We start from the raw sequence: 26,480 nt of genomic DNA, 5'->3' as shown, positions 1-26,480 counted from the left end.
CAGCACCAAGAGAACAGGAGAAGCTCGTGTCCGCTGCCGACAACAAGGCGCTCGTCATCGCGTTTTATGAGCAGGCGTTCAACGACTACCAGCCGGAGCAGGCCGCCGCCGCGCATCTCGGCGAGAGCTATACCCAGCACAACCCGGAGGCGCAGGACAGTCCGCAGGCGTTCGTCGGCTATGTCCACTGGCTGCGCGGTCAGTTCCCGGAACTGCGCCTGGACATCAAGCGGGCTGTCGCCGAAGGGGACTTGGTCGTCACCCACAGCAACCTGCACCTCAAGCCCGGCGACCGAGGCATGGCCGTCGCCGACTTCTGGCGCGTCGCCGACGGAAGGATCGTCGAACACTGGGACGTGATCCAGGAAGTGCCCGAGAAGAGCGCCAACGACAACACCATGTTCTGAGGTCCGCGCCCGCATCCGGGCCGGGACCGGTTCGCCTCACGGGTCGTGCGACCCGCGCCGTCAACCTCCGCACCACCCCGCCGTGTGTCGCGGCACATGTCGCGGCACACGGCCGACACTTGTCGATCAGCAGCGGGCGGGGCCCGCCCGCCCTTCCCGAGGGATTCGGCACTGCTCCGACTCGCCTTCCGCGCAGTCGCTTGGTGGCGACCGAGGACGCGGGCCCTGCCGCCGGACACCCACGGGGCGTAAGCGCTCGGGCCGTGCCTCGCATCCGTATGGCCTTCGGCCGCTCACGGCATCTGCCACATCCTGACCAGGACATGGCCGCTCTGACCGAAGCCGTCCTTCGTGCTGTTAGCACCGCGCAGCACCCCGCGCGACGCCGAACCAGTGCCTCTTTTTCCGATGAGAAAGGCCCTCCACATGACCAGCCTTCCCAGCCGACGCCGTCTACTCGCCACCGGCGCGGGTGCCGCGCTCGGCTTAGGTACAGCCGCCGCCACAGCCTCCCCCGCCGCGGCATCCGCCACTGACCGGGGGACAGGAGGCGCCGAGGAGACCCGCACACTCGACGAGCTCTATCAGGCCGCCCTGGCGGAGGGCGGAAAGCTCGTGATCTACGCGGGGGGTGACGTCTCGACGCAGGCGGACGGCCTTCGTACCGGCTTCAGGAGTCGTTTCCCCGGGATCGATCTGACGGTTGTCGTCGACTACAGCAAGTACCACGACGTCCGCGTGGACAACCAGTTCGCCACCGACACCCTCGTGCCCGACGTCGTACAGCTGCAGACCGTCCAGGACTTCGTACGCTGGAACGAGCAGGGAAGTCTGCTCACCTACAAGCCGGCCGGCTTCTCCAAGGTCTACGCCCCCTTCAAGGACCCCCGCGGTGCCTGGGTCGCCGTGCAGGTGAGCGCCTTCAGCTTCATGTACGGCCCGGCGGCGGTCGGTTCGGACGTGCCCACCAGCCCGCTCGAACTCGTCGACGCCAAGTGGAAGGGGAGGATCGCCTCCTCCTATCCGCACGACGACGACGCGGTGCTCTATCTCTACACGCTCTATGTGCAGAAGTACGGCTGGGACTGGCTGGCGCGACTGGCCGCCCAGGACGTGCAGTTCGCGCGCGGCAGTTACACCCCCAGGGACGCCGTCACCAGCGGCCAGAAGGCGATCGGCGTCGGCGGCTCCGGCGCGGCCCTGGCCACCGGGCCCGTCAAGTGGGTGCTTCCTGATGAGGCGACGCCGTTCATGTCCTGGGGACAGCGGGCCGCGATCCTGAAGCAGGCCAAGAACCCGACCGCGGCCAAGCTCTACCTCAACTGGCGGCTGTCCACCGAGCAGCAGCAGGCCGCCGCCAACGGCTGGTCGGTTCGCGCGGATGTCACGCCGCCGGCGGGGCTGAAGCCCATCTGGCAGTACCGGAACGGGAACCTCGACGGATTCCCCCGCTTCATGGCCGAGCGTGCCGCGATCGAGCGCTGGAAGCAGACCTTTGCTCTCTACTTCGGAGAGGTCAAGGGAGACCCGTCGCCGGGCTCCCTCGGGCTGCACCCGGGAGCCTGAGGTCTCCCAGGCCGGGTCGCTCGCAGGTGGTGCCTGCTGAAGTCCCGCACGGCCGAGAGCGCACCAAGGCGGACGAGGGTCGAAGTGACCAAGCTGCACGTTGCCATCTCGGAAGGGACGGCCCTTCCGTCGTCGGCCGGGATGCTCGCGCTGATACGCGACGGGTCGGCCAGCTCGATATTGACCCCGTGTCACCTGGCTGAACCGCGCGGCTCGTCGTCAGCACCACTGGCCCGTTGAGACCAGGGGTGTCGTGTGGATTGCCCGTGGGTTCGAGGCGGTCCGCACGACACCCCTGGATGCAGGCGGGTCAGCCCACGTTGACCGAGTACGAGCTGCTGCTCAGCTTGCCCCTCCCGCGGAAGACCTCGGTGCCGGCCTCGACGCTGGTCAGGTACGCGTTGTTGGCCAGCAGTCTGCGCTGGACCAGGGCGTTGGCCATGGCGGTGATGTCGGTGGTCGCGGAGTTCGTGTTGGCGACGCGGACGTAGGAGTAGACGTTCCAGCTGCTGGTGACGCGGCCCGCCTGATCCTTGTTGACGATCTTCCCGGCGTACAGGTCCCAGGCCGTGCCGCCGAGGGTGACCCGTTCGCGTTTTGTGCCCAACGGGCCTGCTCCGCCTTGGTGGTTGAGCCAGATCATCATCTCGTCGTGGGGCTGGTCGGCCCAGTTGGGGTTGGACTTCTGGTGGAACCAGACGTCGTAGGAGACGTTCATGACGGACGGGGTGTTCTGGGTGATGTTGAAGGTCCAGTTGGAGGTGATCTTGCGGCGGCTGTTGAGCTGGACGGGCAGCTTGGTGGTGGTGTCCTTCCAGCCCCAGTGCCAGCCGAGCACGATGCTGCCGTAGGCCTTGACGCCGGTCGGGTTGCCGCCCGACCAGTCGAAGGACGTCTCCCAGTTGGCCTTGCCGCCCCGGTAGGAGTTGAGCCAGGTGCACTGCTTGCCGGTGGCGCCGCTGGCGCCCCAGACGTTGTTGTTGAGGTAGTACGGGGACGCCTTGACGGTGTTGAAGGCGGTGCAGTTGTCGGCGGCCTGTGCGGAGGGGGCGAGCAGGAGCGGGGCGGCGACGGCGGCGGCGACCGACGCGGTGAGGGCCTTGAGCGCTCTGGCGGTGAACATCGTCGGTGCTCCTACTTGTAGGTGATGTCGGAGGTTTTGTAGATGCAGTTGCGGCCGTCGGGGCCGGATCCGGCCTTCGTGGGTTCGCCCGAGGTGACTCCGCGGAATTTCTGGCAGATGACGATCTTGCGGGCCGGGTCGCCCTGGATGGTGATGCGGGTCAGCCGGGCGGTGTCGCCGTAGGGCGTGGAGTTGATGCCGACGATGTCGAGGCCGGGGGACTTCACGGTGACGTTGTCGAGGACGACGTGGCGCTGGTACTGGGTCTTGCAGTTGCCGCAGGAGCGGTAGAGCTTGCCGAAGTTCTCGACCTTGAAGTTCCTGATGACGAAGGTGCCGGGGCCGTTCTGCTGGAACACCTTGTCGGCGGCTTTGCGGGCGCCGCCGCCGTCGATCGTCATGGTCTGGCTGGCGGCGGTGCCCTTGAAGGTGGCGGCGTCCTCGCCGACGTCCTCCCACCACACGTTCTTCAGGGTGCAGGTGCCCCGGCAGTGGATGCCGTCGGCGGCGGGGGAGCCGATGATGACGTTCGAGACGGTGGCCTTGTCGGCGAGTTCCAGGATCGGCGGCTGGTTCTCGGCCTGGTCCCCGCCGGCGAGCGCGCCGGCGCCGGCGAAGCGGGTGAGGTCGAAGTCCCGGTTGCCGGTGACCTTGATGGTGGCGCGTACTTGCTGGACGCGTTTGGCGGCCGGCCAGTCGGCGGCGGGCCGCGCGGAGTTGGTGGCGGGGGCCGGGTGGTCGGCTGCCGCGACGGTGGTGGGGAGCGAGGTGACGAGGGCCACGGCCGCGAGGGCGGCGAGCGGCAGCATGATGCGTTTTCGGCTGTGCATAGTCGGATCGTTGGCAGAGACTCCGCTCCGGCGCGCGCGGTGTCGGCCGAACGTACGGCCGTAACCCTCGAACGGGCGTCCCGTTCCTGCTCTGAGACGGATACCGAGACCTGGCCGGACACTTGGAATCCGATGGCCGCCGGCGTCCTGTGGCTGCCCTCCGGCCGCCTGTCCGACGGCCCGGTCCGTCCTGCGGAATGTATCTCCTGGGCCGATAGTCCTTGCCTTGTCGTCTGCATTCGGGGTGCGGCGGGATCGTGTTCAGCTCGCGGTGACACGGGCGTTGACCCGCCGCATCCAGTCCCGGTCGGTGTGCCACATGGGGTGGTGCGGGGCCGCGTTGGAGGTCAGCACGACGCCCTGGAAGCCTGCCGCGAGGCAGCGGTCGACGACGAACTCCGCGATGTCCTTGCCGACGGCGTCCTCCTCGAAGCGGGTCAGGAGAGGGGTGTATCCCACGACGCTCTCACCGAGGACGGCTGGGATGCCGCGCAGGCGGGCGAACTCGGCGACGGAGTCGACCCACCCGGCCAGCGTCTCCCGCATGGCCTGCCGGTGTGCCGGATAGTTCTCGTAGAGCCACAGGTCCCAGCGGTCGGGATCAACCCAGTCGTGCGCGTAAAACAGTTCGCGCGGGATGCCGGTGGCGGCCAGGCGCCAGGGTTCGTCCGGCTGGTAGTCGGAGAAGGCGGGCGCGTCGGGGCGCAGCATGGCGGCCAGCGCGGGGGTGGGCCAGGTGGCCGTCTCGGGCGCCGCTTCGGTGCCGTGGCCCAGGCCGACCGCCTCGTACAGCGCGCCGAGGACGCCGTAGACGTAGAAGTGGAAGTGTGCGATCTGCGCCTGCTCGGGCAGGTCGTCGAGTTCGCCGGGCCAGGGCTCGCCCAGCGAGTAGCTGACGGGGATGTCGGGGTGGCGGGCCCGCAGCAGCTTGACGGCCCGTTCGAGGGGGCCGCGCAACCGGGCGTAGTGGCCGGCGGTGCCGTCGGCCGGTACGAGGGAGCAGTTGTCGACCTCGTTGTGCACCTCGACGTAGGCGATGCGGTCGGCGAGTCCGCGCTCGGTGAGGAAGTCGAGCAGCGCGGCGAGGGCTTCGGCCACGGCCTCGGCGCGGTCCGGGCCGGGGACGGCGGCCAGGGCGCGGTGCCAGGTGTCGGTGTCCGCGAAGCTGGGGGACTGCTGGTACTCCCACGAGGACACGATCACCATGCAGTCATGGCGGGCGGCTGCCTCGAAGAGTTCGACGAGCCGTCGGCGGCCGTCCAGCGGGTAGCCGCCGCGCACGTTGTACCAGCGGGTGCGCTGTCCGAACTGCTCGCCCAGGCCTCGGACTTGGACGGACTCCGAGGAGTGGACCCGTCCGGAGAACAGCAGGAAGGGCATGGCGCAGATGCGCACGGTGTTGAAGCCCCGTTCCACCGCCTCGGTGAAGGCGCGGTCGAGGTCGGCGAAGGGTTCGCCGGGTCCGGCCTGTGTGTACCAGCTGAAGTCCCACAGGGTGATGGTGAGTCGGCCCGTGCTCCCGGGCGTGGTGGCTTGCTGCTGTGCGGTGGTCATGAGGGCACCCGTCGTTCTTGTGCGGTAGGACGCCGCCGTCGGCGGTTCGGCGGCATCACGCTAGCTCAATTCATTATTTATGAATAATCCTTGACGAGGGTGGCGCGCTTGTCCAGGCTGTGGGGCGGACGAACCCGTACGTGCATCAAGGAGCCGCCTGCCATGACCGAATCCATCCATCCGTCCCGGCGCACCGTCGTCACGGCACTCGGCGCGACCGCCTTCGTCGCCCTGCCGGCGTGGCCCCAGACGGCGCAAGCGGCAGACGGTACGACCGTGGCCACCGCGAACGGCCCGGTGCTCGACACCCACCCGGCCACCGAGCCCTCCGGCACCCATGTGCGCGACGTGGGCGGCACCAACGTCGTCTTCCAGTACGGCACGGTGCTCCCCGCCTTCGACGGCTGGCGCACCCATGAGCCCACCCGCGACTACCTGTCCCTGGACAAGCGGTGGCGCTTCCGTTTCGACCCTGATGCCCAGGGGCTCAGCGAGGGATGGCAGTCCCCGCACCACGACGACAGAGCCTGGGGCCTCATCGGCGTCCCGGCGGCCTGGGACCTCCTGGACACACCCGGATTCGGCTCGGAGACCGCCCCGTTCGCGAAGGGCACGGCGTTCAACGACGGCTACGCCTGGTACCGCACCACCGTCGACGTTCCCGCGTCCTGGCGCGCCCGGCACGTACGCATCGCCTTCCTGGCCGCCGGCTACAGCGCCGAGGTCTGGCTCGACGGCACGCACCTCGGCAAGCACGAAGGCGCCAACTCGCCCTTTGCGCTGCCGGTGGCAGGGGCGCTAAGGCCGGGAAAGCGTCAGACGATCGCCGTGCGGGTCTTCCGCCGGGCGAGCTACACCGACTACACGGCCTCGACTCCCCAGCCGGTCACCGACGAGTACGAGCTGCCGTACAAGCCCGTCGACTACTGGCCCTACGCGGGACTGACCCGGTCGGCCTGGATCGAGGCGGTCCCGCAGGTCACCATCGCCAAACTGCTCGTGTCCGCCGCGAACGGGCGCCTTGAGGCACACGCGGTCGTCGAGAACCACGGTGACTACGCCTTCGACGGCCAGGTCACCCTCGATCCCGGCCGGGAGAGCGGCGGCCGGCCCACCACGGTCGCGGCCCGGATCGCGGCCCGGTCGGCAGGCGTCGTACGGGTCGTGCTCCACGTACCCGGCGCCCCACGATGGAGCCCGGCCTCGCCGCACACGCTCACCGCCCGCGCCACCCTGACCGCCGGGAGGCACTCGGGCCCGCGGGTGGACACGCTGACCACCGTCTACGGTGTGCGCGAACTGACCGTCAGTAACGCGCAGTTGAGGCTGAACGGCAAGCCCCTGTTCCTTAAGGGCCTCAACTGGCACGAGGAGACGGCCGCCCACGGCAGGGCGATGACGCCTGCCGAGTACGACCGCGAACTGGGCCACATCACGAAACTGGGCGCCAACTTCATCCGCAACTGCGTCTACAACCGCCACCCCTACGTCTACGACTGGGCGGACGCGCACGGCGTGGTGGTGATGGACGACATCGACACCATGTGGCTCAACACCGCCCAGGAGAAGCTCCAGACCGAGCGCTACGGCCTCGCCCGCGCGCTGGCCCTGACCATGGCGTGGAACCAGCACAACCACCCCTCGGTGATCCTCTGGGGGCTGCAGAACGAGTCGGAGATCGACGCCGACGGCGCCCCGGTCTACCGGGCCTGGCTCGCCGACCTGAAGGCGGCGGTGAAGGCGGTCGACCTCACCGCCCGTCCGGTGACCTGGGCCTCCAACACCAGCAACGACCCCGCCTTCGACCTCGCGGACGTGATCGGGTTCAACGAGTACTTCGGCTACTTCTACGGCAAGGACGCCGACCTCGGCCCCACGCTGGACGCGGTGCACGCGAAGTATCCCGACAAGCCGATCCTGATCACCGAGAACGGCACCTGGTCGGAGGCCGGCACCCACGGCCCCAGCACCACGCAGGGCACCGAGGAATGGCAGGCGGCGAGCTTCACCGCCCACTGGGCGCAGGTGGCCGCGCGCAGCGAGTTCGTCGCCGGTTTCACCTACTGGGTCCTCAAGGACTACAAGGAGCGCGCCGGCTACAACCAGGCCTACAACGGTATTTCCGTGATGGGCCTGCTCACCTTCGCGGGGGAGCGGCCCAAGCTCGTCTACGACGCGTTCCGCAAGGCCGCCCGTCCGAAGGGCCGGTGACCCTGCGGAACGGAGGCCGGTGACAAGGGGAGGGGCGAACTGCCCCTCCCCTTGTGTTTGCGGCTTGTTCGGTCTTTTACGGCTCGGTCAGTACGGCTACTCCGGCTACGGGCAGCGTGACGCGGTCGATGAACGTCCCCCCTGGGGTCAGAGCGTCGGTCATCGGCTCGGGGAGTCCGACCTCGACCTCCTCCTGACCGTGGTTCAGCAGGAAGACGAAGCGCCCGCCGTCGCCCTCGCGCACGGTTGCCTGGACGTGCTCGGGAAGCCCGGGGAGTACGGGACCCACGGATGCCGTACGACACACCTCGTCGGTCAGGGCCCGCATGGCCTCCGGTGCGAGACGCGTCGCGACATACCAGGCCTGTCCTTCGCCGAAGGAATGCCGGGTGACGGCCGGTTGCCCTGCGAGCTGCCCGGAACCGAACTCGGCCACTGTCTGGGCGCCTTCGGGGATGACGGCCTCCGACCACAGGTCGGCGCGGCTGACCGTGCCGTCCGCGTGCCGGACGCCGACCGTCTCGTTCTCCGCGAGCGGCCAGAACTCCTCGACGCGCAGGCCGAGCACCTTGCGCAGTGGGGCTGGGTATCCGCCCAGGTGCACCCGGTCGCAGTCGTCGACGATGCCGGAGAAGAACGACACCAGCAGGTGGCCGCCGCCGCGTACGAACTCGGTGAGGCGTTCGGCGTCGCGTTCCTTCAGCAGGTACAGGTTGGGTGCTACGACGAGCCGGTAGCCGGAGAGGTCGCGGTCGGGGGGTACGACGTCGCAGGCGATGCCGGCTTCGAACAGCGGACGGTAGTGGGCGAGCGCGATGTCCATCTGGCTGAGCGCGGTGGACGGGTGCGAGTCCAGCTCCAGGGCCCACCAGCTGTTCCAGTCCAGTACCAGGGCGACCTGGGCGGTGGAGCGGGTGCCGGCGATCTGCGGCACGGAGGCCAACTCGCGTCCCAGTTCGCGCACTTCGCGGAAGATCCGGGTGTCGGTGCCGCCGTGCGGGACCATCGCCGAGTGGTACTTCTCGGCGCCGCCCCGGGACTGGCGCCACTGGAAGTACAGCACCGCGTCCGCGCCCTGGGCGACCGCCTGCCAGCTCCACAGCCGCATCCGGCCCGGCGGCTTGGGCCCGTTGCGCTCACGCCAGTTCACCGCGCTGGGCGCCTGCTCCATCAGCATCCACGGCTGACCGGCGCGGGCGGAGCGGGTGACGTCGAAGATGAACCCCGCTGCGACGTGTGTGTCCTCGTCGTGCGGGTCCTGGTAGACGTCGACCGAGACGACGTCCTCCTCGGCGGCCCAGCGGAAGGCGTCGACGGGCTTGTGTACGCCGATGAAGTTGGTGGTGACGGGCACGTCCGGGGTGATCCGCCGCAGGACCTCCTTCTCAGTCAGGTAGCACTGGAGCAGCGCGTCGTCGGAGAAGCGGGCGAAGTCCAACTGCTGGGCGGGGTTGGGGAAGGTCGGTGCGAGCCGCGGGGGCAACACTTCGTCGAAGGTGTCGTAGTGCTGGGCCCAGAAGGCCGTCGACCAGGCGTCGTTGAGGGCTTCGACGTCGCCGTAGCGCTCGGACAGCCAGCGCCGGAAGTCGGCGGCCGACTCGTCGCACCAGCACTGCGGGGTGTGGCAGCCGTACTCGTTGCCGATGTGCCACATCTCCAGCGCGGGATGGTCCGCGTACCGGGTGGCAAGCCGCTCCACCAGGCGGGCGGCATGCTCGCGGTAGACGGGGCTGGAGGGGCAGTAGTGCTGGCGTCCGCCGGGCCACAGCCGTCGGCCGTCGGCGGTCTCGGGGAGGATCTCGGGGTGCAGCCGGGAGAGCCAGGGTGGCGGGGACGCCGTCATGGTGGCCAGGCATACGGCCACGCCGGCCCCGGCGAGGTTGTCCATGACCCGGTCGAACCAGGTGAAGTCGAACTCCCCGGGCCTTGGTTCCACCTTGGCCCAGGAGAAGATCCCGGCCGTGACCATGGAGACGCCGGCCTTCTTCATCAGCGCGACGTCCTCGGCCCACACCTCCTCGGGCCACTGCTCGGGGTTGTAGTCGCCGCCGAAGGCGATCCCGGCCGGGCGCAGGTGCCGCCGGTTGTCGATCGGTACTGAGGATGCCTGTTGCATGCCGGTCAGTCTTGAAGCGTCATCGCCACCTCGTCAAGATATATTCATAATTAATTGAAACATCCGAGGGTGGGGGTGAGTGCCAGCGGGACCGCACGCGGAATCGGCGCGGCCACGGCTCGCGGACCCGCGGCCGATGGGGCGGTGGTCGTGGCCAGGAAGACACCCCCGTCTCCAGCAGTTCTTGGGCCCGGTGCTGGCGGTTGATGAAACCCGGGCCGCTGCAGGGCTGGATTGCGTCGGCGAGGCTGAACAGCGTGGCCAAGGCCGTCTGCCGGCTCCAGGATGTCCAGGGCCATCGCGCTGACCGAGTGCCAGTCGGTGCCGTGATACCAGCAGCACCTCGCGCCGCCCTGGCGGGGCCGGATCTCACGAACTCAGCGCCGCCGCCACGTCACGCCGGCCGGCATGCACTCCGGCTCTCTGAACAGTATGAGGCGGGCCAGACGGACCACCGCGAACTCTTCGAACACCAACTGAGGTTCCGGCTCCGCGGGAGGCGGAGCGAAGCCGGAGCCGCGATCGTCGACCAGTTCGGGCTCTGCGGCCGGTAGCGCCGTCCCTCGGCGAAGACCATCAGTTGGAACCCCGTCGGCAGGACGTGCCCGTCCACGTCCAGGTGCCGCCGCACCCACACGGTCGGGTGCGCCTCGTTCGGGCAATGCAGCGCCTGGTCCAGTGACGCACGCGTCATCGGCGGGGAAGCGCTGTCCTGCTTACCCCAAAACCCACGCCGCAGTGGACGTATCCACGGCTCGGCTCTTGGGGGGAGAGAAGGATCGGGGGAGAAAAGTCTCCCTGCCACGGGCGTCACTGGCGATGCCAGACTGCCGGGCATGACCGGCCGCGGCTTGATCCGCACGGTCGTCCAGGTCCTGCGGCGACGACGGTCCCGCCTCCTGCCGTGCCGCTGTGCGCGGCGTGATCCGTCCGCGATGCGAAGGCGTACCCATGTCTACTGAAGTCCCCGAGTCCGCCGTTCCACCCCCCACCGGGGCCGGCGAGTCCTCGCCGGCCCCCAGTCGGCGTACCTTCATCGCCACCACTGGCGCGGTCGGCGGTGCCGTCGTCGCGGGCGGTGTGATCGGGGGGACAAACCTGCTCGGCCCGCAGGAGGCGGCCGCTGCCGATACGTCGCCCTCCAGCCGTGTGTCCCTGACGGTGAACGGCACCCGGCGCAAGGTCACCGTCGACAACCGCACCTCGCTGCTGGATCTGCTGCGCGAGCACTTCGAACTGACCGGCTCCAAGAAGGGCTGTAACGCCGGGGCCTGCGGAGCGTGCACGGTCCTGGTCGACGGGCAGCGCGTGAACTCCTGCCTCACATTGGCGGTACGCCTGGAGGGCGCCCAGGTCACCACGGTCGAGGGCCTGGCCGACGGTGACCAACTCCACCCGCTGCAGCAGGCGTTCGTCGACCAGGACGCCTTCCAGTGCGGCTACTGCACCCCCGGCCAGATCATGTCCGGGGTGGGCTGCATCCAGGAGGGGCACACCGGTTCGCCGGAGGAGATCCGGGAGTGGATGAGCGGCAACATCTGCCGCTGCGGCTGCTACGTGAAAATCGTGCGAGCCATCGAGCAGGCCGCTGGCCGGAGTTAAGGAGCCGCTGACATGTATCCCTTCTCCTTCACGAAGGCCGCGAACACCCGTGAGGCCCTCGATGCGGGCCGCCACGGCGGCCGTTACATCGCCGGCGGTACCACCCTCGTCGACTTGATGCGCGAGACCGTCGGGCGTCCCGAAACCCTGGTCGACATCCGTGACCTGCCGATGCATGACGTCCAGGTCGCCGAGCGCGGTGGCTTGCGCATCGGCGCGCTGGTGACCATGACCGAGGCCGCCGCCCATCCCAAGGTGCGCTCGCTGTACCCCGTCATCTCCCAGGCGCTGGAGCTGAGCGCTTCCGCCCAGCTGCGGAACATGGCCACCATCGGCGGCAACATCATGCAGCGCACCCGCTGCACCTACTTCCGCGACGTCACCGCCGAATGCAACAAGCGCGAGCCTGGCTCGGGTTGCGCCGCGCTGAAGGGCTTCAACCGTACGCACGCCATCCTCGGAACCTCCGAGGACTGCGTGGCAACCCACCCCTCCGACGCGGCCGTGGCGTTCGCCGCGCTGGAGGCCCGAGTGCATCTGCTGAGCCCGGACGGGGAACGCCAGATCCCCTTCGCCGACTTCCTGCTGCGCCCGGGCAACACTCCGAATCGTGAACAGGCCCTGCGGCGGGGCGAGTTGATCACCGCAGTGGAGGTTCCCGCACTTCCGCGCCCGCTGAAGTCCGGATATCTGAAGGTACGCGACCGGCAGTCCTACGAGTTCGCCCTGACGTCGGCGGCCGTGGCGCTGCACGTACGGGGCGGGGTGATCCAGGTGGCGAAGGTCGCCGTCGGTGGCGTGGGGACCGTGCCATGGAAGCTGCCCGCCGTGGAACAGCACCTCGTCGGTGAGCGTCCCTCACAGTCACTGTGGGCGGCCGCCGCCGAGCGAGCCGCGGACGGCTCCCGTCCCCTCCGGCACAACCGCTTCAAGGTCGAGTTGCTGAAGCGGACCGTGGAACGTCAGCTGCGCATCGTAGGAGGTACCACGTGAGTCCCCAGCCGCAGGCAGCCGTGGGCGCGCCCCTGTCCCGGGTGGACGGCCGGCTCAAAGTCACCGGCAAGGCGCTGTACGCCGCCGAGTTCGATGTCGACGGCGCGGTGCACGCGGTCATCGTCGATGCCAGTATCGGCCGCGGCCGCATCACCTCCATCGACACTCGTGACGCCGAACAGCACCCGGGCGTGCTGCGGGTGATCAGCCACCGCAACGCGCCTAAGCTGCCGTACCGCGACAATTCCGGCTCGAACAATCCGCCCGGGCGCAGGCTGCGGGTGTTCCAGGACGACCAGGTGCTCTTCCACGGCCAGCCGGTCGCCGTCGTCGTCGCCACCACGCTGGAAGCCGCCCAGCACGGCGCGAGCCTGGTCGAGGTCGAGTACGACGCCGAACAGCCCTCGACCGACCTGCACGAGGGGAAGCCGGGGAAGCCGACGGCCTACGCACGCGGCGACGCGGATGCCGGACTGAGCGACGCGGCCGTACGCCTGGACCTGACGTATGAGTTGGCGCGCAACCATCACAACCCGATGGAGCCGCACGCCACGATCGCCCGTTGGGAAGGCGACACAGTCACCGTCTGGGACAAGACCCAGTGGGTGATGGGCACCCGCGACGAGATCGCCGCCGTGTTCGACCTGCCCGCGGATGCGGTGCGGGTCATCAACCCGTTCGTGGGCGGCGGCTTCGGCAGCGGGCTGCGCTGCTGGCCGCACACGATCGTCGCCGCTGTGGCCGCGCGGGACACGAAGCGCCCGGTCAAGCTGGTGCTCAGCCGCCGGCAGATGTACTTCGGTACCGGTTTCCGGCCCTCCTACGAGTACCGGCTGCGGCTGGGCAGTGACCGGCGCGGCCGGCTGTCCGCCGCGATCCACGAGATCGACGCGGAGACCTCGTCGTACGAGACGTTCACCGAGGGGGTCATGGCGCCCGGGCAGATGCTCTACAGCATGCCGAACGTCAGCCAGACCTACCGGCAGGTGCCGCTGGATGTGAACACGCCGATCTGGATGCGCGGTCCCGGCTTCGCATCGGCGTCCTTCGTGATCGAGTCAGCCATGGACGAGCTCGCCCACCGGCTCGGGCTCGACCCGATCGAGCTGCGCCGGCGCAACGAGCCGTCCGAGGACGAGGGGAAGAACCTGCCGTTCTCGACCCGGCGGCTACGGGAGTGCTACACCGTCGGCGCCCGGGAGTTCGGCTGGAACCGCCGCAACCCCAAACCCCGTTCGACGCGCGACGGGGACTGGCTGGTCGGCATGGGGATGGCCGCCGGGGTCTACGATCCCGGGCGCTATCCGGCGCAGGCCAAGGCCCGACTCGATGCCGACGGCACCGCGGTGGTCGAGGCGGCCACCACCGACATGGGGCCGGGCACATACACCTCCCAGACCCAGGTGGCCGCCGACGCGCTCGGGCTGACCATGCGCACGGTGACCTTCAAGCTCGGCGACTCCCTGTATCCGCAGACCGGCCCGCACGGAGGCTCGTCGACCATGGCCAGCGTCGGCTCCGCCGTCGTCGACGCCTGCAACCAGGTGCGCAAGCAGGCGATCAAACTGGCCGTCGAGGACCGCGAGTCGCCGCTGTACGGCGTGGACCCCGCCGATGTGGTCGTACGCGGCGGACGGCTGCACGTGCAGGACACCCCGGCGCGCGGCGAGACGTACCGCAGCCTGCTGGGCCGCCAGGACCGCTCCCACCTGGAGGCACGCGGCAACTACGCCGGGCCGCCAACCCCCGAACGGGACTCCTACAACGCCTACAACGCGACGTTCGCCGAGGTCGCCGTCGACGCGACGCTGGGGCTGGTGCGAGTGCGGCGGATGCTCGGCGTGTACGACGCAGGCCGGATCATCAGCCCCAAGCTCGCCGAGAGCCAGGCGTTCGGCGGCATCGTGGGCGGCATCGGCACGGCCCTGCTGGAGCACACGGTCACCGACCACCATGACGGGCGGATCGTCAACGCCAATCTCGCCGACTACCTGGTGCCCGTCAACGCCGACATCCCCGAGGTCCGGGCGATCTACCTGGACGGCGAGGACAACGCGGGCAACGCGCTGGGGGTGAAGGGGCTCGGCGAGGTCGTGCAGGTGGGTGTGGCAGCGGCGATAGGCAACGCGGTCTTCAACGCCACCGGCCGCCGGGTCCGTGAACTGCCCATCACCGCCGAGGCGTTGCTCTGAGCCGAGTGCCCGGGCCGCTGCGGAGCGGCCAGCGGCCCGGGCACTCCTTCCTCGTCCGGCAGCCGGGCCCCCGTCCGGCTGCCGGACCCTCCACGGCCGCCGCCGCGTGAAGACGCTCCCCCTCACGGCGCGATGGCGGCCCCTCACCCCCGGCACGAAGGAACCGTTCATGCTGAACATCGCGGACACACTGCACCGTTGGTGCCGCGAGGCACGCCCCTTCGCCCTGGCCACCGTCGTCGACGTCACCGGCAGCGCACCGCTGCCGGTCGGTACGTCGGTCGCGGTGGACGCCGACGGCAACGCGGTCGGCAGCATCTCCGGCGGCTGCGTCGAGGGCGCGGTCTACGACCTGTGCCAACAGGTCCTCCGGGACCGGGACGCCCCGCAGCGCGCCTGGTTCGGCTACTCCGACGACGACGCCTTCGCCGTCGGCCTGACCTGCGGCGGCGAACTCGACGTCCTCGTCCAACGCATCGATCCCACCGCCAATCCGCACCTCACCGCCGCCCTCACCGACATCGTGGACGGCCGTCCTGTTGCCATGGCCCAAGTGGTCGACGGCCCCAGCGGCCTCAACGGCTCCACCCTGAGCGTCCTCGCCGGCGGCAGCGTCACCTACGGCAGCCTGGACGGCGGTCCGACGGGCCAACTGGTGGCCGAGGAGGCGCGGGCCCTGCTGCGGGCCGGACGCACCGCCCGCGTCACGGTCGGCGGGAACGGGGACGGCTGCCCCGAACCGCTGACCGTCCTCGTCCACGTCCACGCGTCCCGACCCCGCATGCTGATCTTCGGCGCCGTCGACTTCGCCGCCGCGCTCAGCCAGGCCGGTCGCTTTCTCGGCTACCGGGTCACCGTGTGCGACGCCCGCCCCGTCTTCGCCACGCCCGCCCGCTTCCCGCACGCCGACGAGGTCGTGGTCGACTGGCCCCACCGCTACTTGTCACAGACAGCCGTGGACTCTCGCACCGCCGTCTGCGTCCTGACCCACGATGCCAAATTCGACATCCCGCTGCTTCAGCTCGCCCTCGGCCTGCCCGTGGGCTATGTCGGCGCGATGGGCTCCCGGCGCACCCACGACGAACGGCTCCGGCTGCTGAGTGAGGCCGACGTCTCCGAGGAACAAGTCGCCCGCCTGCACTCCCCGATCGGCCTCGACCTCGGCGCCCGCACCCCCCAAGAGACGGCCGTCTCCATCACCGCGGAGATCATCGCCCACATCAACCAGGGCACGGGCCTGTCCTTGTCCCGGGTCACCGGACCGATCCACCGGCCGCTCCCTCCACTGAGGTCCGACCCCGTCCGGCTGAGGGAAGAAGCGGTGGATCCCGGCCAACGGCCGACACGGCGCGACGGGAATGTACGGCTTGCGGAGGCGGCGTTTCCATAGCCGCAGGGCACGGCCCAGGGCGCCGGCGGTGCCGCTGCTCTGTGGCCCCTCCCACACGTGGCGCGGCCGGCACACCGCCTGCCAATTCCGGAGAAATTCATCCTCCTCGCACATCGCCCTGAAAAGAGAATGCCACCGAATGCCATCCACGACCGACGGCCGACGTCGCAAACTGCCCTTCGTCGTCTCGGTGCTGTCCGCCGGGACATTCCTCATGGGTACCACCGAATTCGTTATCGCGGGCCTGCTGCCCGAGATAGCCGACGATCTGCATGTCAGCGTGTCTCACGCGGGCCTGCTGATCACGGCGTTCGCGGCAGGCATGATCGTCGGGGCGCCGGTAATGGCGATCGCGACGCTGCGCCTGCCCCGGCGCTCCACGCTGATCCTCGCGCTCGTCGTCTTCTCCCTGGGCCATCTGGCCGCCGCGCTCAGCTCGTCGTTCGCGCTCGTGCTCGCGGCCCGCGTGGTGACCGCGCTGGCCACCGGGACCTTCTGGTGCGTCGCCGCGCTCGTGGCCACGACCGCGGCGGGACCGGCGGCGACGTCACGGGCTCTGGGCATGCTCCTGGGAGGTCTGACCGTGGCCAATGTGGCCGGCGTACCGCTGGGCGCGTGGCTGGGGCAGTTGTCGGGCTGGCGCGGGCCGTTCTGGGTGCTGGCCGCGCTGTCAGCGGCCGCGGCGACGGTCATCGGCCGGTACATCCCCGCCGATGAGCGAAGCGAAGCGCCTTCCGTCCGGGCCGAGTTCGCCGCGCTGCGCGATGTCCGGGTCTGGCTGACGCTGAGTTCCATGACGCTGCTGATGGGCGGCGTCCTGGCGACGTACACCTACGTCTCACCCCTGCTCACCGAACGGGCCGGCATCCCCCATGGAGCCGTGCCCCTGGTTCTGACCGGCTACGGCCTGGGCGCCCTGCTGGGTACCACGGTCGGCGGGCGCCTGGGCGATCGCCGCCCCCTTGCCACGCTGATCACCTCTTCCGTCACGACCACGCTGGTCCTGCTGTTGTTGACCTTCTTCTCCCCGAGCCCGGTGGCGGCCGTCGTCCTGGTGACGCTCATGGGGATGACCGGCTTCGCCGCGACCCCGGTGCTCGGCGCGCTGGCCCTGCGCTTCTCCCGTTCCGCGCCCACCCTCGTCTCCGGCCTCAGCGGCTCGGCGCCCAACGTTGGCATCGCCATCGGCTCCTGGACGGCGGGCATCGCTCTGACCTCACCGCTGGAGCAGGCAGGGCCCCCGCTGGTCGGCACCGTGGCGGTTGCCCTCACCCTTCTACCGCTGACCGCACTCGCGCTGATGCGCGCCACCCGTTCCGAGACGCCCCCGGCTCAGCCCCGAGCAGCCGCAGACCAGAGGATCGGGGGCGGCACTCAAGACATCGGCTGACGCGGTGCTCGTCCTACGCGCGAGCAGCAGGTCACGCTCGCGGACCGACCGAGTATGCGGGGCACGCGCGGCGGAAGCCATCGGCGGTGTGGGTGCGTCACCGGTCAGCGGAGGGGAGAAGAGGGCGCCAGGTGCTGCTCGGTGGCCCAGGAGGCGAGGATGCGCAGCCGCTCGTGGGTGGGAGAACCGGGGGCGGCGGTCCAGACCGTCAGGTGCTGGTCGGGGTCGGTGTTGGCGGTGAGGGTGTCCCAGTCCAGGACGAGTTCTCCGACGACCGGATGGTTGAGGGTCTTGGTGCCCACGGTGCGCGCCGCGACGCGGTGATCGCCCCACCACTGGGCGAACTGCTTGTCCCGCGTGGACAGTTCACCGACCAGCTCGATGAGACGGGGATCCTCGGGATACTTCGCCGCCTCCATCCGCACCTGCGCCACGGCGATCCGCGCCGAGCCCTCCCAGTCGGCGTACAGGTCGCGCATCGCCGGATCGGTGAAGATGAGCCGCGGGTAGTTGCGGTGCTTCTCCGGAATACGGGAGAAGTCCGTGACCAGTGCGGCGGCCAGCGCGTTCCACGCCAGGATGTCCCCGCGTCGGCCCTGCACGATGGCCGGGGTGGCGGTGAGGTCGTCCAGCACGCGTTGCAGCTGGGGCTGGACCTTCTGCCTGCCGTGGCGCCGGGTGCGGGGGGTGGTCTTGCCAGCGAGCTGGAAGAGGTAGCCGCGCTCGTCGTCATCCAGGTGGAGGACGCGGGCGAGGGTGTCCAGCACGGGAGCGGACGCCTGCATACGGCCCTGCTCAAGACGCGTGTAGTAGTCGGTGCTGATGGAGGCGAGCTGGGCGACCTCTTCACGGCGCAGTCCGGCCACCCGGCGGGGTCCGCCGGTCTCCGGCAGCCCGACCGTGCGCGGACCCAGCTCCGAGCGGCGCTTCTTGAGGAACTCGCCCAGCTCATTGAGAGGAACATTGCTGGTCATGCTTCCCATCCTGACGAGGCCGGCAGGTTCTGGTCGGCGGCCCAGGAGGCGAGGATGCGCAGCTGGTCGTGCGCGGGGGATCCCGGGGCGGCGGTCCAGACCGTCATGTACTGGTCGGGGTCCGTGTTGGCTGTGAGGGTGTCGCAGTCGAGGGTGACTTCACCCACGACCGGATGGATCAGGGTCTTGGTGCCCACAGTGCGGGCGGCGACGCGGTGGTCTCCCCACCACTGGGCGAACTGCTGGTCGCGCATGGACAGTTCACCCACGAGCGCGATCAGACGCGGGTCCTCGGGATACTTCGCCGCCTCCATCCGCAGCTGCGCCACCGTCACCTGCGCAGCCGTCTCCCAGTCGGCATACATGCTGCGCATCGCCGGATCCGTGAAGATGAGCCGCGGGTAGTTGCGGTGCTTCTCGAGAATGCGGGAGAAGTCGGTGACCAGGGCTGCCGCCAGCGCGTTCCACGCGAGGACGTCTCCGCGCCGGCCCTGCACGATGGCCGGGACGGCGGCGAGGTCCTCCAGCACCCGCTGAAGCTGCGGCTGGACCTTCTGCACGCCACGGCGCCGCGTGCGCACGGTGGTCCTGCCCGCGAGCTGGAACAGGTAGCCGCGCTCGTCTTCGTCCATGCGGAGAACGCGGGCGAGAGTGTCCAGCACGGGAGCGGACGCCTGCATGCGGCCCTGCTCAAGCCGCGTGTAGTAGTCCGTGCTGATGGAAGCGAGCTGGGCGACCTCCTCACGGCGCAGCCCGGCCACCCGGCGCGGCCGACTGGTCGACGGAAGCCCGACCGTGCGCGGGCTCAGTTCGGAGCGGCGCTTCTTGAGGAATTCTCCCAGTTCATTCAGGGTGACATTGCTGGTCATGCTTCCCAGCATGGCATCGATCGCACCGGGTTAAGGGGGGAGAATTTCCTCCCTGGATGTTCCTCTCCCTGGATAGATTCCTCCGCTTTTCCCGCCCGCCCTCGCGTGTGAGGCTCGATTTCGAGCAGCCTTTCCTCCCTTTGGCTGCGGCTCACAAACCTCGTACCGAAGGAAGCACCATCATGCGCGGAGCAGTCATTCACGCCCCCGGCGACGTGCGCTTCGAGACCCTGGACGACCCGAAGATCAGCCGGCCGACCGACGCGATCATCCGCACGGTCGCCACCTGCGTGTGCGGCTCGGACCTGTGGCCCTACCGCGGCGCGGAACCGATCGATGACCCGCACCCGATGGGGCACGAGTACGTCGGCATCGTCGAGGAGGTCGGCAGCGAGGTCACCAACGTCAAGCCGGGCCAGTTCGTCGTGGGGTCGTTCGCCACCTCGGACAACACGTGTGCGAACTGCCGTAACGGCTGGCAGTCCTCCTGCCTGCACCGCGAGTTCATGTCCACCTGCCAGGCCGACTACGTGCGCATCCCCAACGCCCACGGCACCCTCGTCGCCACCGACGAGCCCCCCGAGGGCGACCTCGTCCCTGGTTTGCTCGCCGTCTCCGACGTGATGGGCACCGGCTGGTACGCCGCCCTCGCCGCCGAGGTCAAGCCCGGCTCCACCGCCGTCGTCGTCGGCGACGGAGCGGTCGGCCTGTGCGGTGTCATCGCCGCCAAGGAACTCGGCGCCGAGCGGATCATCGCGATGATCCGCCACGACTCCCGGCAGAAGCTCGCCCTGGAATTCGGCGCCACCGACATCATCAGCGAACGCGGCGACGAAGGCATCGCCCGCGTCAAGGACCTCACCGGCGGCATCGGCGTCGACAGCGTCCTGGAATGCGTCGGCACCCCCGAGTCAATGCGCCAGGCCCTGCACTCCGCCCGCCCCGGCGGCAACGTCGGCTTCGTCGGCGTCCCCCACGAAGTCGCCGTCGACGGCCAGGAGCTGTTCTTCTCCCAGGTCGGCCTGCGCGGTGGCCCTGCCCCCGTGCGCCGCTACCTGCCGGATCTGATCGACCGGGTCCTGTCCGGCCGGATCAATCCGGGCAAGGTCTTCGACCTCACCCTGCCCCTGGACCAGGTCGCCGAGGGCTACAAGGCCATGGACGAACGCCGCGCCATCAAGGCCCTCCTGAAGCCCTGACTGCAAACCCTTCCGCCATCGGGGCCGGGCACCTCTGTCCGGCCCCTCCCAAACAAGGACTCATCGTGACCACGTTCGCCCTCATCGGCGCCGGCCCCGGTCTCGGGCTCGCCGCCGCCCGCCGTTTCGGAGCTGCGGGCCACCGCGTCGCTCTCATCGCCCGCGACACCCAGCGCCTGGACGACCTCACGGCCGAACTGGCCCGCGACGGCATCGAGGCCCGTGGCTTCGCCGCCGACGTCCTCGACATCGAGTCCCTCGACGCAGCCCTGTACGCGGCCGGTACCTCGCTGGGGACTGTCGAGATCCTCCAGTACAGCCCCGTGCCGCGGGCCGACTTCATGAAGCCGGTCCTGGACACCGGCGCCGACGACCTCGACGCTCCCCTCGCGTTCTCCGTCAAGGGCCCCGTCGCCGCGGTGAACGCCGTCCTGCCCGGCATGCGCGAACTGGGCCGCGGCACGCTGCTGTTCGTCAACGGCTCCAGCGCCGTACGCCCCAACCCGAACGTCGCCGGCACCTCCATCGCCTTCGCCGCCGAGAGCGCCTACGCCCGCATGCTCCACGACACCCTCGCCCCGCAGAACATCCACGCCGCCCAGCTGATCGTCCCCGGCGCCATCCGACCCGACGCCGAACACAGCAGCCCCGACGCCCTGGCCCGGCGCCTGTACGACATCCACACCGAGCGCGACGGCTTCCGCCACTACTCCGAGCCCCTGCCCGACTGAATACCTGGACGCCCCGTGATGCCGACCGCCCTTCCCGCCCTGGCGGCCCGTGGCGCCGCAGCCGCGACCCTGCTGCTTGCCGTCACCGCCTGCACCGACACCTCGCCCGGTACCTCGCCCGCCGCCTCGTCCGCGTCGTCCCCCTCCGGACGGCAACAGACGCCTGCCCGCCCGGCATCCACCGCATCGGCCGACAGGAACGCCGCCATGAACATCCAGGTCACCATCGACGGCCAACCGGTCGACGCCACCCTGAACGACCACGCCGTAGCCCGCGACTTCGCCTCCCTGCTCCCGCTCAGCCTCGATCTGGAGGACTTCCACCAGACGGAGCGGATCGCCTATCCGCCGCGCAGGCTGGGCACCGCCGGCGCCCCGGACCCGGCGGCACCGAAGGCCGGCGACCTCGCCTACTACGCGCCCTGGGGCAACCTGGCCTTGTTCTACCGCGACGGCGACTCCGCCTCCGCCGACCTGATCATCCTCGGCCACATCGACGACCGCGACACCGAACGGCTCGCCAACGCCGAGCACATCACCATCGAAACGGCCCCCTGACCCTGCCGGCAGCCACCGCAAGCATCCGGTCGGTGCCCCAGGGGAAACGTCCTCCCCTTTCTTCAGCCGTGGAACGGTGAAAGAGGCGATTGCCGTCCGCTCCGGCGGCCTTCCGCGTCGCCCACCTGGCTTGCCCGTATTCCGCTTCCTTCCTTCCGCTCAAGGAGAGACCTTCCGTATGCCTTCCACATCCGGGACCACCCCCGGCAAGCTCCCGATCGTCGTCTGGGTGCTGGCCGCAGGCACGTTCCTGATGGGCACCACCGAGTTCGTCATCGCCGGTCTGCTGCCCGAACTGTCCACCGGCCTCGGTGTCAGCACCTCCCGGGCCGGGCTGCTGATCACCGCCTTCGCCGTCGGAATGATCATCGGAGCACCGACCATGGCGATGGCCACCCTGCGCCTGCCCCAGCGCCAGACGCTCATCCTGGCTCTGTCCGTCTTCAGCCTCGGTCACGTGGTGGCCGCCCTCAGCACCTCCTTCACCGTCGTCCTCGCCGCCCGCGTCGTCACCGCCCTGGCCACCGGGGCGTTCTGGTCCGTCGGTTTCGTCGTCGCCACCACCGCCGCGGGCCCGCAGAGGGCCACCCGCGCGACCGGCGTCATGATCGGCGGGCTGACTCTGGCCAACGTCGTCGGCGTGCCCATCGGCTCCTTCGCCGGCCAGTTCGTCGGCTGGCGCGGCCCGTTCTGGGCACTGGCCGCCCTCTCCGCGCTCGCCGCCGTCTTCATCGGCCGCTTCATCCCCACCCAGGAACAACGCGCGACCGTTTCGCTGCGCGCCGAGTTCGGTGCCCTGCGCCAGGGCCGGCTGTGGTTGGCGCTGAGCGCAGCCGTGTTCATCATGGGCGGGGTGCTGGCGACCTACAGCTACGTCACCCCGCTGCTGACCGACCGTGCCGGGATCCCGGCGGGCGCCGTGCCGTTCGTCCTCATCGCCTTCGGTGTCGGTGCCCTGGGCGGCACCACCACGGGTGGCCGTCTGGGTGAGCGCCGTCCGATGGGCACCACCCTCACCGCCGCAGCGGCCACCGCCCTGGTCCTGTTCCTGCTGATCCCGCTGTCCACCAACGCGGTCACGGCCACGATCCTGGTCTTCCTCATGGGCCTGAGCGGTTTCACGGTGAACCCGGTCGTCACAGCGCTCGCCATGCGGTTCGCCGGTGACGCTCCGACCCTCACGTCCGCGCTGACCACCTCCGCCTTCAACGTCGGTGTGGCCAGCGGCTCCTTCATCGCGGGTGCGGCCCTGGACTCCTCCCTCGGCGTGACCGGCCCGCCCCTGGTCGGCACCGTCATCGCCGCCCTCACCCTGTTCCCGCTCATCGCCCTCGCCGTCCGCGGCGCCTCCGCCAAGAGCCGCATCGTGGCTCGGCGCACCGCTGCGGCCCACGCGCCGAGTGACCGACCCGCACGGACGCCGTCGCATCACTGAGCCCGGTCGGCGTCCGCCATGAGCCGACGCCGTGTCGCCGCCGCACCGACCGGAAGGATCCACGATGAACCCCGCCTACGACTTCACCGGCCAGGTGGCCCTCGTCACCGGGGCCGGCGCGGGCATGGGCCTGGCGACCGCCCGCGCCTTCGCCGCGTCCGGGGCCGCTGTTGCCCTCACCGACATCGACGAAGCGGCCCTGAACGCCGCCGCGAAGGAACTCACCGTCGCCGGCCACCGGGTCCTCGCCGTCCCGTGCGATGTCAGCGACGAGGACCAGGTCGCCGCCGCCGTCGACCGCACGGTGGAGACGTTCGACCGCCTGGACATGGCCTACAACAACGCCGGCATCCAGATCCCGCCCAGCGACGCAGCCGACGAGCCCGCCGAACACTTCGACCGCGTCAACGCCGTCAACCTGCGCGGCGTGTGGGCCTGTATGAAGCACGAACTGCGGCACATGCGCGCCCAGGGAAGCGGCGCCATCGTCAACTGCTCCTCCCTCGGCGGCCTGGTCGGCCTCCCCGGCCGCGCCTCCTACCATGCCTCCAAACACGGAGTCATCGGCCTGACCACCAGCGCCGCCTTGGAGTACGCCCCGCGCGGCGTCCGTATCAACGCCGTCTGCCCCGGCACCATCGACACCCCCATGGTCAGCGACATGATCGCCAAGGGCGAGCTGGACCGCGCCGAGGCCGAGGCCAACCAGCCCATCAACCGGCTCGGGACCGCCGAGGAGATCGCCCAGGCCGTTCTGTGGCTGTGCAGCCCAGGGGCCGGCTTCGTCGTCGGCGTCGCCCTCCCCGTCGACGGAGGCTACGTCGCCCGATAGGGACGGGCCACGACATGATCAACGAGCGGCTACCCACACCCCGGCCCTCCGCACCGGATTGAAAGGCGCCACGAAGAGCCGTCCCCGACCGGTTCATGGAACGCCTCGCCCTGTGGGAGGCCAAGGGCGACGGCAGCACCAAAACCCACCTGGCCAAGCCGGTCACCGACCAGCAGTACAACGGCCCTCACACGCGCGAACTGCCGCACGCCACCTCCTGATCCCGACCCTGACACGCTGAGGACGATCTGTGCCATGAAGACCCCCGCCGATGCCGCCGCCGAAAGACTCATCCATCTCCGGGCCGCAGGCGTGAGCCTGGTCCTCGACCTGCGGGGCACCGGCCTGCCCACCGTGCTCCACTGGGGCACCGATCTCGGCGACCTCACACAGCATGAGCTGTCGCAGCTGGCCGAGGCCGTCACCCTGCCGAACATGCCGGGATTCGACGACGCCGTGCCGCGGGTCTCGCTACTGCCCGAACACGGAACCGGATGGCCCGGACAGCCCGGTCTGACCGGACACCGCCAAGGCGCCGACTGGTCACCTCTTTTCACCCTCGACTCGGTCGAGGGTGAGAGCGCCTCGGTACGCATCCGGGCCACCGACCGCAACGCCCGCCTTGCTCTCCTCCTGGAAGCCGGACTCACCCCTTCCGGGCTAGTGCGGATACGAGCCGCCGTACGCAACGACGACACGGAAAGGCCGTACACGCTCGACGGCCTGATGCTCGCGCTGCCGGTCCCCGATACCGCCACCGAACTGCTCGACCTCACCGGCCGCTGGTGCCGTGAACGCGCCCCGCAACGCCATCCTTTCCATGCCGGCACCTGGCTGCGCGAGACCCGCAGCGGGCGCACCGGACCCGACGCCGCCCTGGTCATGGCAGCCGGCACACCGGGCTTCGGCTTCGGCCACGGCGAGGTGTGGGGCCTGCACATCGCCTGGAGCGGCAACCACCGCATCATGGCCGAACGACTGCCCACCGGCCGCCCGGTCGTCGCCGCCGGTGAACTGCTGCTTCCGGGCGAGGCGATCCTCGGCCCCGGCGAGCAGTACACCGGCCCGTGGCTCTACGGCTCCCACAGCGACCAGGGCCTGGACGGACTGTCCGCCCGCTTCCACGACCACCTGCGCGGCCGCCCCGGACATCCGCACCGGCCCCGCCCGGTGGTACTCAACACCTGGGAAGCCGTCTACTTCGACCACGACCTCGACAAACTCGCCCACCTCGCCGATCTAGGCGCACAGGTCGGCGTGGAACGCTTCGTCCTGGACGACGGCTGGTTCCGCCACCGCCGTGACGACCGGGCGGGACTCGGCGACTGGTACGTCGACGAAACCGTCTGGCCCGATGGCCTGAGCCCGCTGATCGACCAGGTCCGCGCGCTCGGGATGGAGTTCGGCCTGTGGGTCGAGCCGGAAATGGTCAACCCCGACTCCGACCTGGCCCGCGCCCACCCCGAATGGATCCTGGCCACCGGCGGCCGCACCCCCGCCGACCGCCGCTCCCAGCAGGTCCTGGACCTCACCCACCCCGAGGCGTACGCCTACATCCTGGAGCGGCTCGACAACCTGCTCAGCGAGTACGACATCGCCTACCTCAAGTGGGACCACAACCGCGAACTCGTCGACGCCGGCCACTCACCCGACGGCGAACCCGCCGTCCACGCCCAGACCCTCGCCGTCTACGCCCTGCTCGACGAACTACGGCAGCGCCACCCCGGCCTGGAGATCGAATCCTGCTCCAGCGGCGGCGGACGGGTCGACCTCGCCATCCTCGAACACACCGACCGCGTCTGGGCCAGCGACTGCAACGACGCCCTGGAACGCCAGTCCATCAACCGCTGGACCGGTCTGCTCCTGCCGCCCGAACTCGTCGGCTCCCACATCGGCGCCGCCCGCTCCCACACCACCGGCCGCACCCACGACCTCGCCTTCCGGGCCGGCACCGCGCTCTTCGGCCACCTCGGCATTGAATGGGACCTGACCCGCGCGAGCGAGAGCGAACGCGCCGAACTCACCCGCTGGATCACCCTCCACAAGCAGCTCCGCCACCTGCTGCACGCCGGACGCGTCGTCCGCGTCGACCACCCCGACCCGGCCCTGTGGGCCCACGGCGTCATCTCTTCCGACCGTACCGAAGCCGTCTTCGCCCTCGCCTCCATGACCACCCCGGTCGCCGCCCACCCCGGCACGCTGCGGCTGCCGGGCCTCGACCCGGACATCACCTACCACCTGCGCCCGCTACCCCCGGCCGACCAGGCCCCCGGTATGGAACGCGGAACCCCCGCGTGGTGCACCAAGGACGGCATCGCCCTGCCCGGCAGCGTCTTGGAACACGTCGGCATCCAGATCCCCACACTCCACCCCGAACAACTCATCCTGCTCCACCTCACCAGCCGCTGAGCCTCACCGCCTGGCTCGAAGCCGATGGGACTGCCCGCCGTCGCTGAGCAGCCAATCGGAATCGCGCCCAGCGGCCGAGGTACGACTACCTGTACCAGG

At 69.9% G+C, this 26,480-nt stretch carries 21 protein-coding genes; 15 read left to right on the top strand and 6 right to left on the bottom strand.

The genetic code is table 11. The features are described from left to right. The first annotated feature begins 26 nt into the window (after window positions 1-26). Complete coding sequence (locus tag ACIBK4_RS37660) at window positions 27-407, top strand: nuclear transport factor 2 family protein (RefSeq protein ID WP_399002364.1); 381 nt, start codon at window positions 27-29, stop codon at window positions 405-407. A 426-nt stretch (window positions 408-833) separates the two neighbouring features. Further along, complete coding sequence (locus tag ACIBK4_RS37655; protein ID WP_399002362.1) at window positions 834-1,973, top strand: ABC transporter substrate-binding protein; 1,140 nt, start codon at window positions 834-836, stop codon at window positions 1,971-1,973. A gap of 310 nt (window positions 1,974-2,283) precedes the next feature. On the opposite strand, the gene ACIBK4_RS37650 is transcribed toward ACIBK4_RS37655, so the two are convergent. The 3 genes from ACIBK4_RS37650 to ACIBK4_RS37640 form a co-directional block, all read right to left on the bottom strand. Then, the gene (locus ACIBK4_RS37650) at window positions 2,284-3,096 is read right to left on the bottom strand and encodes an endo-1,4-beta-glucanase (RefSeq protein WP_399002361.1); all 813 of its coding nucleotides are present in this window, start codon (window positions 3,094-3,096) and stop codon (window positions 2,284-2,286) included. An 11-nt stretch (window positions 3,097-3,107) separates the two neighbouring features. Continuing rightward, window positions 3,108-3,926: a pectate lyase gene (locus ACIBK4_RS37645; RefSeq protein WP_399002359.1), complete on the bottom strand. Its 819-nt coding sequence runs from the start codon at window positions 3,924-3,926 to the stop codon at window positions 3,108-3,110. A gap of 261 nt (window positions 3,927-4,187) precedes the next feature. Beyond that, window positions 4,188-5,480 carry a cellulase-like family protein gene (locus ACIBK4_RS37640; protein ID WP_399002357.1) on the bottom strand — a complete coding sequence of 431 codons (1,293 nt, stop codon included), beginning with the start codon at window positions 5,478-5,480 and terminating at the stop codon, window positions 4,188-4,190. A gap of 162 nt (window positions 5,481-5,642) precedes the next feature. On the opposite strand from ACIBK4_RS37640, the gene ACIBK4_RS37635 reads away from it, so the two are divergent. Continuing rightward, complete coding sequence (locus ACIBK4_RS37635; protein ID WP_399002355.1) at window positions 5,643-7,691, top strand: glycoside hydrolase family 2 protein; 2,049 nt, start codon at window positions 5,643-5,645, stop codon at window positions 7,689-7,691. Between the two features lie 76 nt (window positions 7,692-7,767). Here the strand turns inward: ACIBK4_RS37635 and ACIBK4_RS37630 are convergent, their stop codons facing one another. Further along, a complete protein-coding gene (locus ACIBK4_RS37630) occupies window positions 7,768-9,807 on the bottom strand; it encodes a beta-galactosidase (RefSeq protein WP_399002353.1) in 2,040 nt (679 codons plus the stop codon). A 951-nt stretch (window positions 9,808-10,758) separates the two neighbouring features. On the opposite strand from ACIBK4_RS37630, the gene ACIBK4_RS37625 reads away from it, so the two are divergent. The 5 genes from ACIBK4_RS37625 (at window position 10,759) to ACIBK4_RS37605 (ending at window position 17,374) form a co-directional block, all read left to right on the top strand. Beyond that, on the top strand, window positions 10,759-11,409 hold the full coding sequence (locus tag ACIBK4_RS37625; RefSeq protein WP_399002351.1) for a (2Fe-2S)-binding protein: 651 nt from the start codon (window positions 10,759-10,761) through the stop codon (window positions 11,407-11,409). Between the two features lie 12 nt (window positions 11,410-11,421). After that, window positions 11,422-12,402: an FAD binding domain-containing protein gene (locus tag ACIBK4_RS37620; RefSeq protein WP_399002349.1), complete on the top strand. Its 981-nt coding sequence runs from the start codon at window positions 11,422-11,424 to the stop codon at window positions 12,400-12,402. Continuing rightward, window positions 12,399-14,594, top strand: a complete 2,196-nt coding sequence (locus ACIBK4_RS37615) for a xanthine dehydrogenase family protein molybdopterin-binding subunit (RefSeq protein ID WP_399002347.1) — start codon at window positions 12,399-12,401, stop codon at window positions 14,592-14,594. Before ACIBK4_RS37620 ends, ACIBK4_RS37615 begins: the two co-directional genes overlap by 4 nt. Window positions 14,595-14,763: 169 nt before the next feature. Then, the gene (locus ACIBK4_RS37610; RefSeq protein WP_399002345.1) at window positions 14,764-15,984 is read left to right on the top strand and encodes an XdhC family protein; all 1,221 of its coding nucleotides are present in this window, start codon (window positions 14,764-14,766) and stop codon (window positions 15,982-15,984) included. Window positions 15,985-16,123: 139 nt separating this feature from the next. Next, on the top strand, window positions 16,124-17,374 hold the full coding sequence (locus ACIBK4_RS37605; RefSeq protein ID WP_399002343.1) for an MFS transporter: 1,251 nt from the start codon (window positions 16,124-16,126) through the stop codon (window positions 17,372-17,374). A 104-nt stretch (window positions 17,375-17,478) separates the two neighbouring features. Here the strand turns inward: ACIBK4_RS37605 and ACIBK4_RS37600 are convergent, their stop codons facing one another. Together ACIBK4_RS37600 and ACIBK4_RS37595 are read right to left on the bottom strand one after the other, a co-directional pair. Next, window positions 17,479-18,348, bottom strand: coding sequence for a helix-turn-helix domain-containing protein (locus ACIBK4_RS37600; protein WP_399002341.1), 870 nt, complete (start codon window positions 18,346-18,348; stop codon window positions 17,479-17,481). Further along, complete coding sequence (locus ACIBK4_RS37595) at window positions 18,345-19,229, bottom strand: helix-turn-helix domain-containing protein (RefSeq protein WP_399002339.1); 885 nt, start codon at window positions 19,227-19,229, stop codon at window positions 18,345-18,347. Before ACIBK4_RS37595 ends, ACIBK4_RS37600 begins: the two co-directional genes overlap by 4 nt. A 170-nt stretch (window positions 19,230-19,399) precedes the next feature. Here ACIBK4_RS37595 and ACIBK4_RS37590 point away from each other — a divergent pair, with 170 nt between their 5' ends. The 7 genes from ACIBK4_RS37590 to ACIBK4_RS37560 all read left to right on the top strand — a co-directional run bounded on the left by ACIBK4_RS37590 (window position 19,400) and on the right by ACIBK4_RS37560 (window position 26,381). Beyond that, complete coding sequence (locus ACIBK4_RS37590; protein ID WP_399002337.1) at window positions 19,400-20,416, top strand: zinc-dependent alcohol dehydrogenase family protein; 1,017 nt, start codon at window positions 19,400-19,402, stop codon at window positions 20,414-20,416. Window positions 20,417-20,481: 65 nt separating this feature from the next. Next, complete coding sequence (locus tag ACIBK4_RS37585) at window positions 20,482-21,147, top strand: SDR family NAD(P)-dependent oxidoreductase (RefSeq protein WP_399002335.1); 666 nt, start codon at window positions 20,482-20,484, stop codon at window positions 21,145-21,147. An 18-nt stretch (window positions 21,148-21,165) separates the two neighbouring features. Beyond that, window positions 21,166-21,705 carry a cyclophilin-like fold protein gene (locus tag ACIBK4_RS37580; protein ID WP_399002333.1) on the top strand — a complete coding sequence of 180 codons (540 nt, stop codon included), beginning with the start codon at window positions 21,166-21,168 and terminating at the stop codon, window positions 21,703-21,705. 178 nt (window positions 21,706-21,883) lie between these two features. Then, entirely contained in the window at window positions 21,884-23,140 is a 1,257-nt protein-coding gene (locus ACIBK4_RS37575; RefSeq protein WP_399002331.1) for an MFS transporter, read from the top strand. Window positions 23,141-23,204: 64 nt separating this feature from the next. Next, window positions 23,205-23,972: a glucose 1-dehydrogenase gene (locus ACIBK4_RS37570; RefSeq protein ID WP_399002329.1), complete on the top strand. Its 768-nt coding sequence runs from the start codon at window positions 23,205-23,207 to the stop codon at window positions 23,970-23,972. Between the two features lie 95 nt (window positions 23,973-24,067). Beyond that, entirely contained in the window at window positions 24,068-24,193 is a 126-nt protein-coding gene (locus ACIBK4_RS37565) for a hypothetical protein (protein ID WP_399002327.1), read from the top strand. Between the two features lie 34 nt (window positions 24,194-24,227). Beyond that, the gene (locus tag ACIBK4_RS37560; protein ID WP_399002325.1) at window positions 24,228-26,381 is read left to right on the top strand and encodes an alpha-galactosidase; all 2,154 of its coding nucleotides are present in this window, start codon (window positions 24,228-24,230) and stop codon (window positions 26,379-26,381) included. The last annotated feature ends 99 nt before the right edge of the window (window positions 26,382-26,480 follow it).

The organism is Streptomyces sp. NPDC050528 (assembly GCF_044457795.1).
GTDB lineage: Bacteria > Actinomycetota > Actinomycetes > Streptomycetales > Streptomycetaceae > Streptomyces.
The sequence above is the reverse complement of the archived record's forward strand: the minus strand, read 5'-3'. Positions and strand labels throughout refer to the sequence as shown.

Bases quoted from the DNA above. Each gene is read 5' to 3' on its own strand.
- ACIBK4_RS37640 (WP_399002357.1), bottom strand. From the start codon at position 5,480: ATGACCACCGCACAGCAGCAAGCCACCACGCCCGGGAGCACGGGCCGA.
- ACIBK4_RS37655 (WP_399002362.1), top strand. From the start codon at position 834: ATGACCAGCCTTCCCAGCCGACGCCGTCTACTCGCCACCGGCGCGGGT.
- ACIBK4_RS37635 (WP_399002355.1), top strand. From the start codon at position 5,643: ATGACCGAATCCATCCATCCGTCCCGGCGCACCGTCGTCACGGCACTC.
- ACIBK4_RS37625 (WP_399002351.1), top strand. From the start codon at position 10,759: ATGTCTACTGAAGTCCCCGAGTCCGCCGTTCCACCCCCCACCGGGGCC.
- ACIBK4_RS37605 (WP_399002343.1), top strand. From the start codon at position 16,124: ATGCCATCCACGACCGACGGCCGACGTCGCAAACTGCCCTTCGTCGTC.
- ACIBK4_RS37630 (WP_399002353.1), bottom strand. From the start codon at position 9,807: ATGCAACAGGCATCCTCAGTACCGATCGACAACCGGCGGCACCTGCGC.
- ACIBK4_RS37565 (WP_399002327.1), top strand. From the start codon at position 24,068: ATGGAACGCCTCGCCCTGTGGGAGGCCAAGGGCGACGGCAGCACCAAA.
- ACIBK4_RS37570 (WP_399002329.1), top strand. From the start codon at position 23,205: ATGAACCCCGCCTACGACTTCACCGGCCAGGTGGCCCTCGTCACCGGG.
- ACIBK4_RS37610 (WP_399002345.1), top strand. From the start codon at position 14,764: ATGCTGAACATCGCGGACACACTGCACCGTTGGTGCCGCGAGGCACGC.
- ACIBK4_RS37650 (WP_399002361.1), bottom strand. From the start codon at position 3,096: ATGTTCACCGCCAGAGCGCTCAAGGCCCTCACCGCGTCGGTCGCCGCC.
- ACIBK4_RS37645 (WP_399002359.1), bottom strand. From the start codon at position 3,926: ATGCACAGCCGAAAACGCATCATGCTGCCGCTCGCCGCCCTCGCGGCC.
- ACIBK4_RS37600 (WP_399002341.1), bottom strand. From the start codon at position 18,348: ATGACCAGCAATGTTCCTCTCAATGAGCTGGGCGAGTTCCTCAAGAAG.
- ACIBK4_RS37595 (WP_399002339.1), bottom strand. From the start codon at position 19,229: ATGCTGGGAAGCATGACCAGCAATGTCACCCTGAATGAACTGGGAGAA.
- ACIBK4_RS37575 (WP_399002331.1), top strand. From the start codon at position 21,884: ATGCCTTCCACATCCGGGACCACCCCCGGCAAGCTCCCGATCGTCGTC.
- ACIBK4_RS37580 (WP_399002333.1), top strand. From the start codon at position 21,166: ATGCCGACCGCCCTTCCCGCCCTGGCGGCCCGTGGCGCCGCAGCCGCG.
- ACIBK4_RS37620 (WP_399002349.1), top strand. From the start codon at position 11,422: ATGTATCCCTTCTCCTTCACGAAGGCCGCGAACACCCGTGAGGCCCTC.
- ACIBK4_RS37590 (WP_399002337.1), top strand. From the start codon at position 19,400: ATGCGCGGAGCAGTCATTCACGCCCCCGGCGACGTGCGCTTCGAGACC.
- ACIBK4_RS37560 (WP_399002325.1), top strand. From the start codon at position 24,228: ATGAAGACCCCCGCCGATGCCGCCGCCGAAAGACTCATCCATCTCCGG.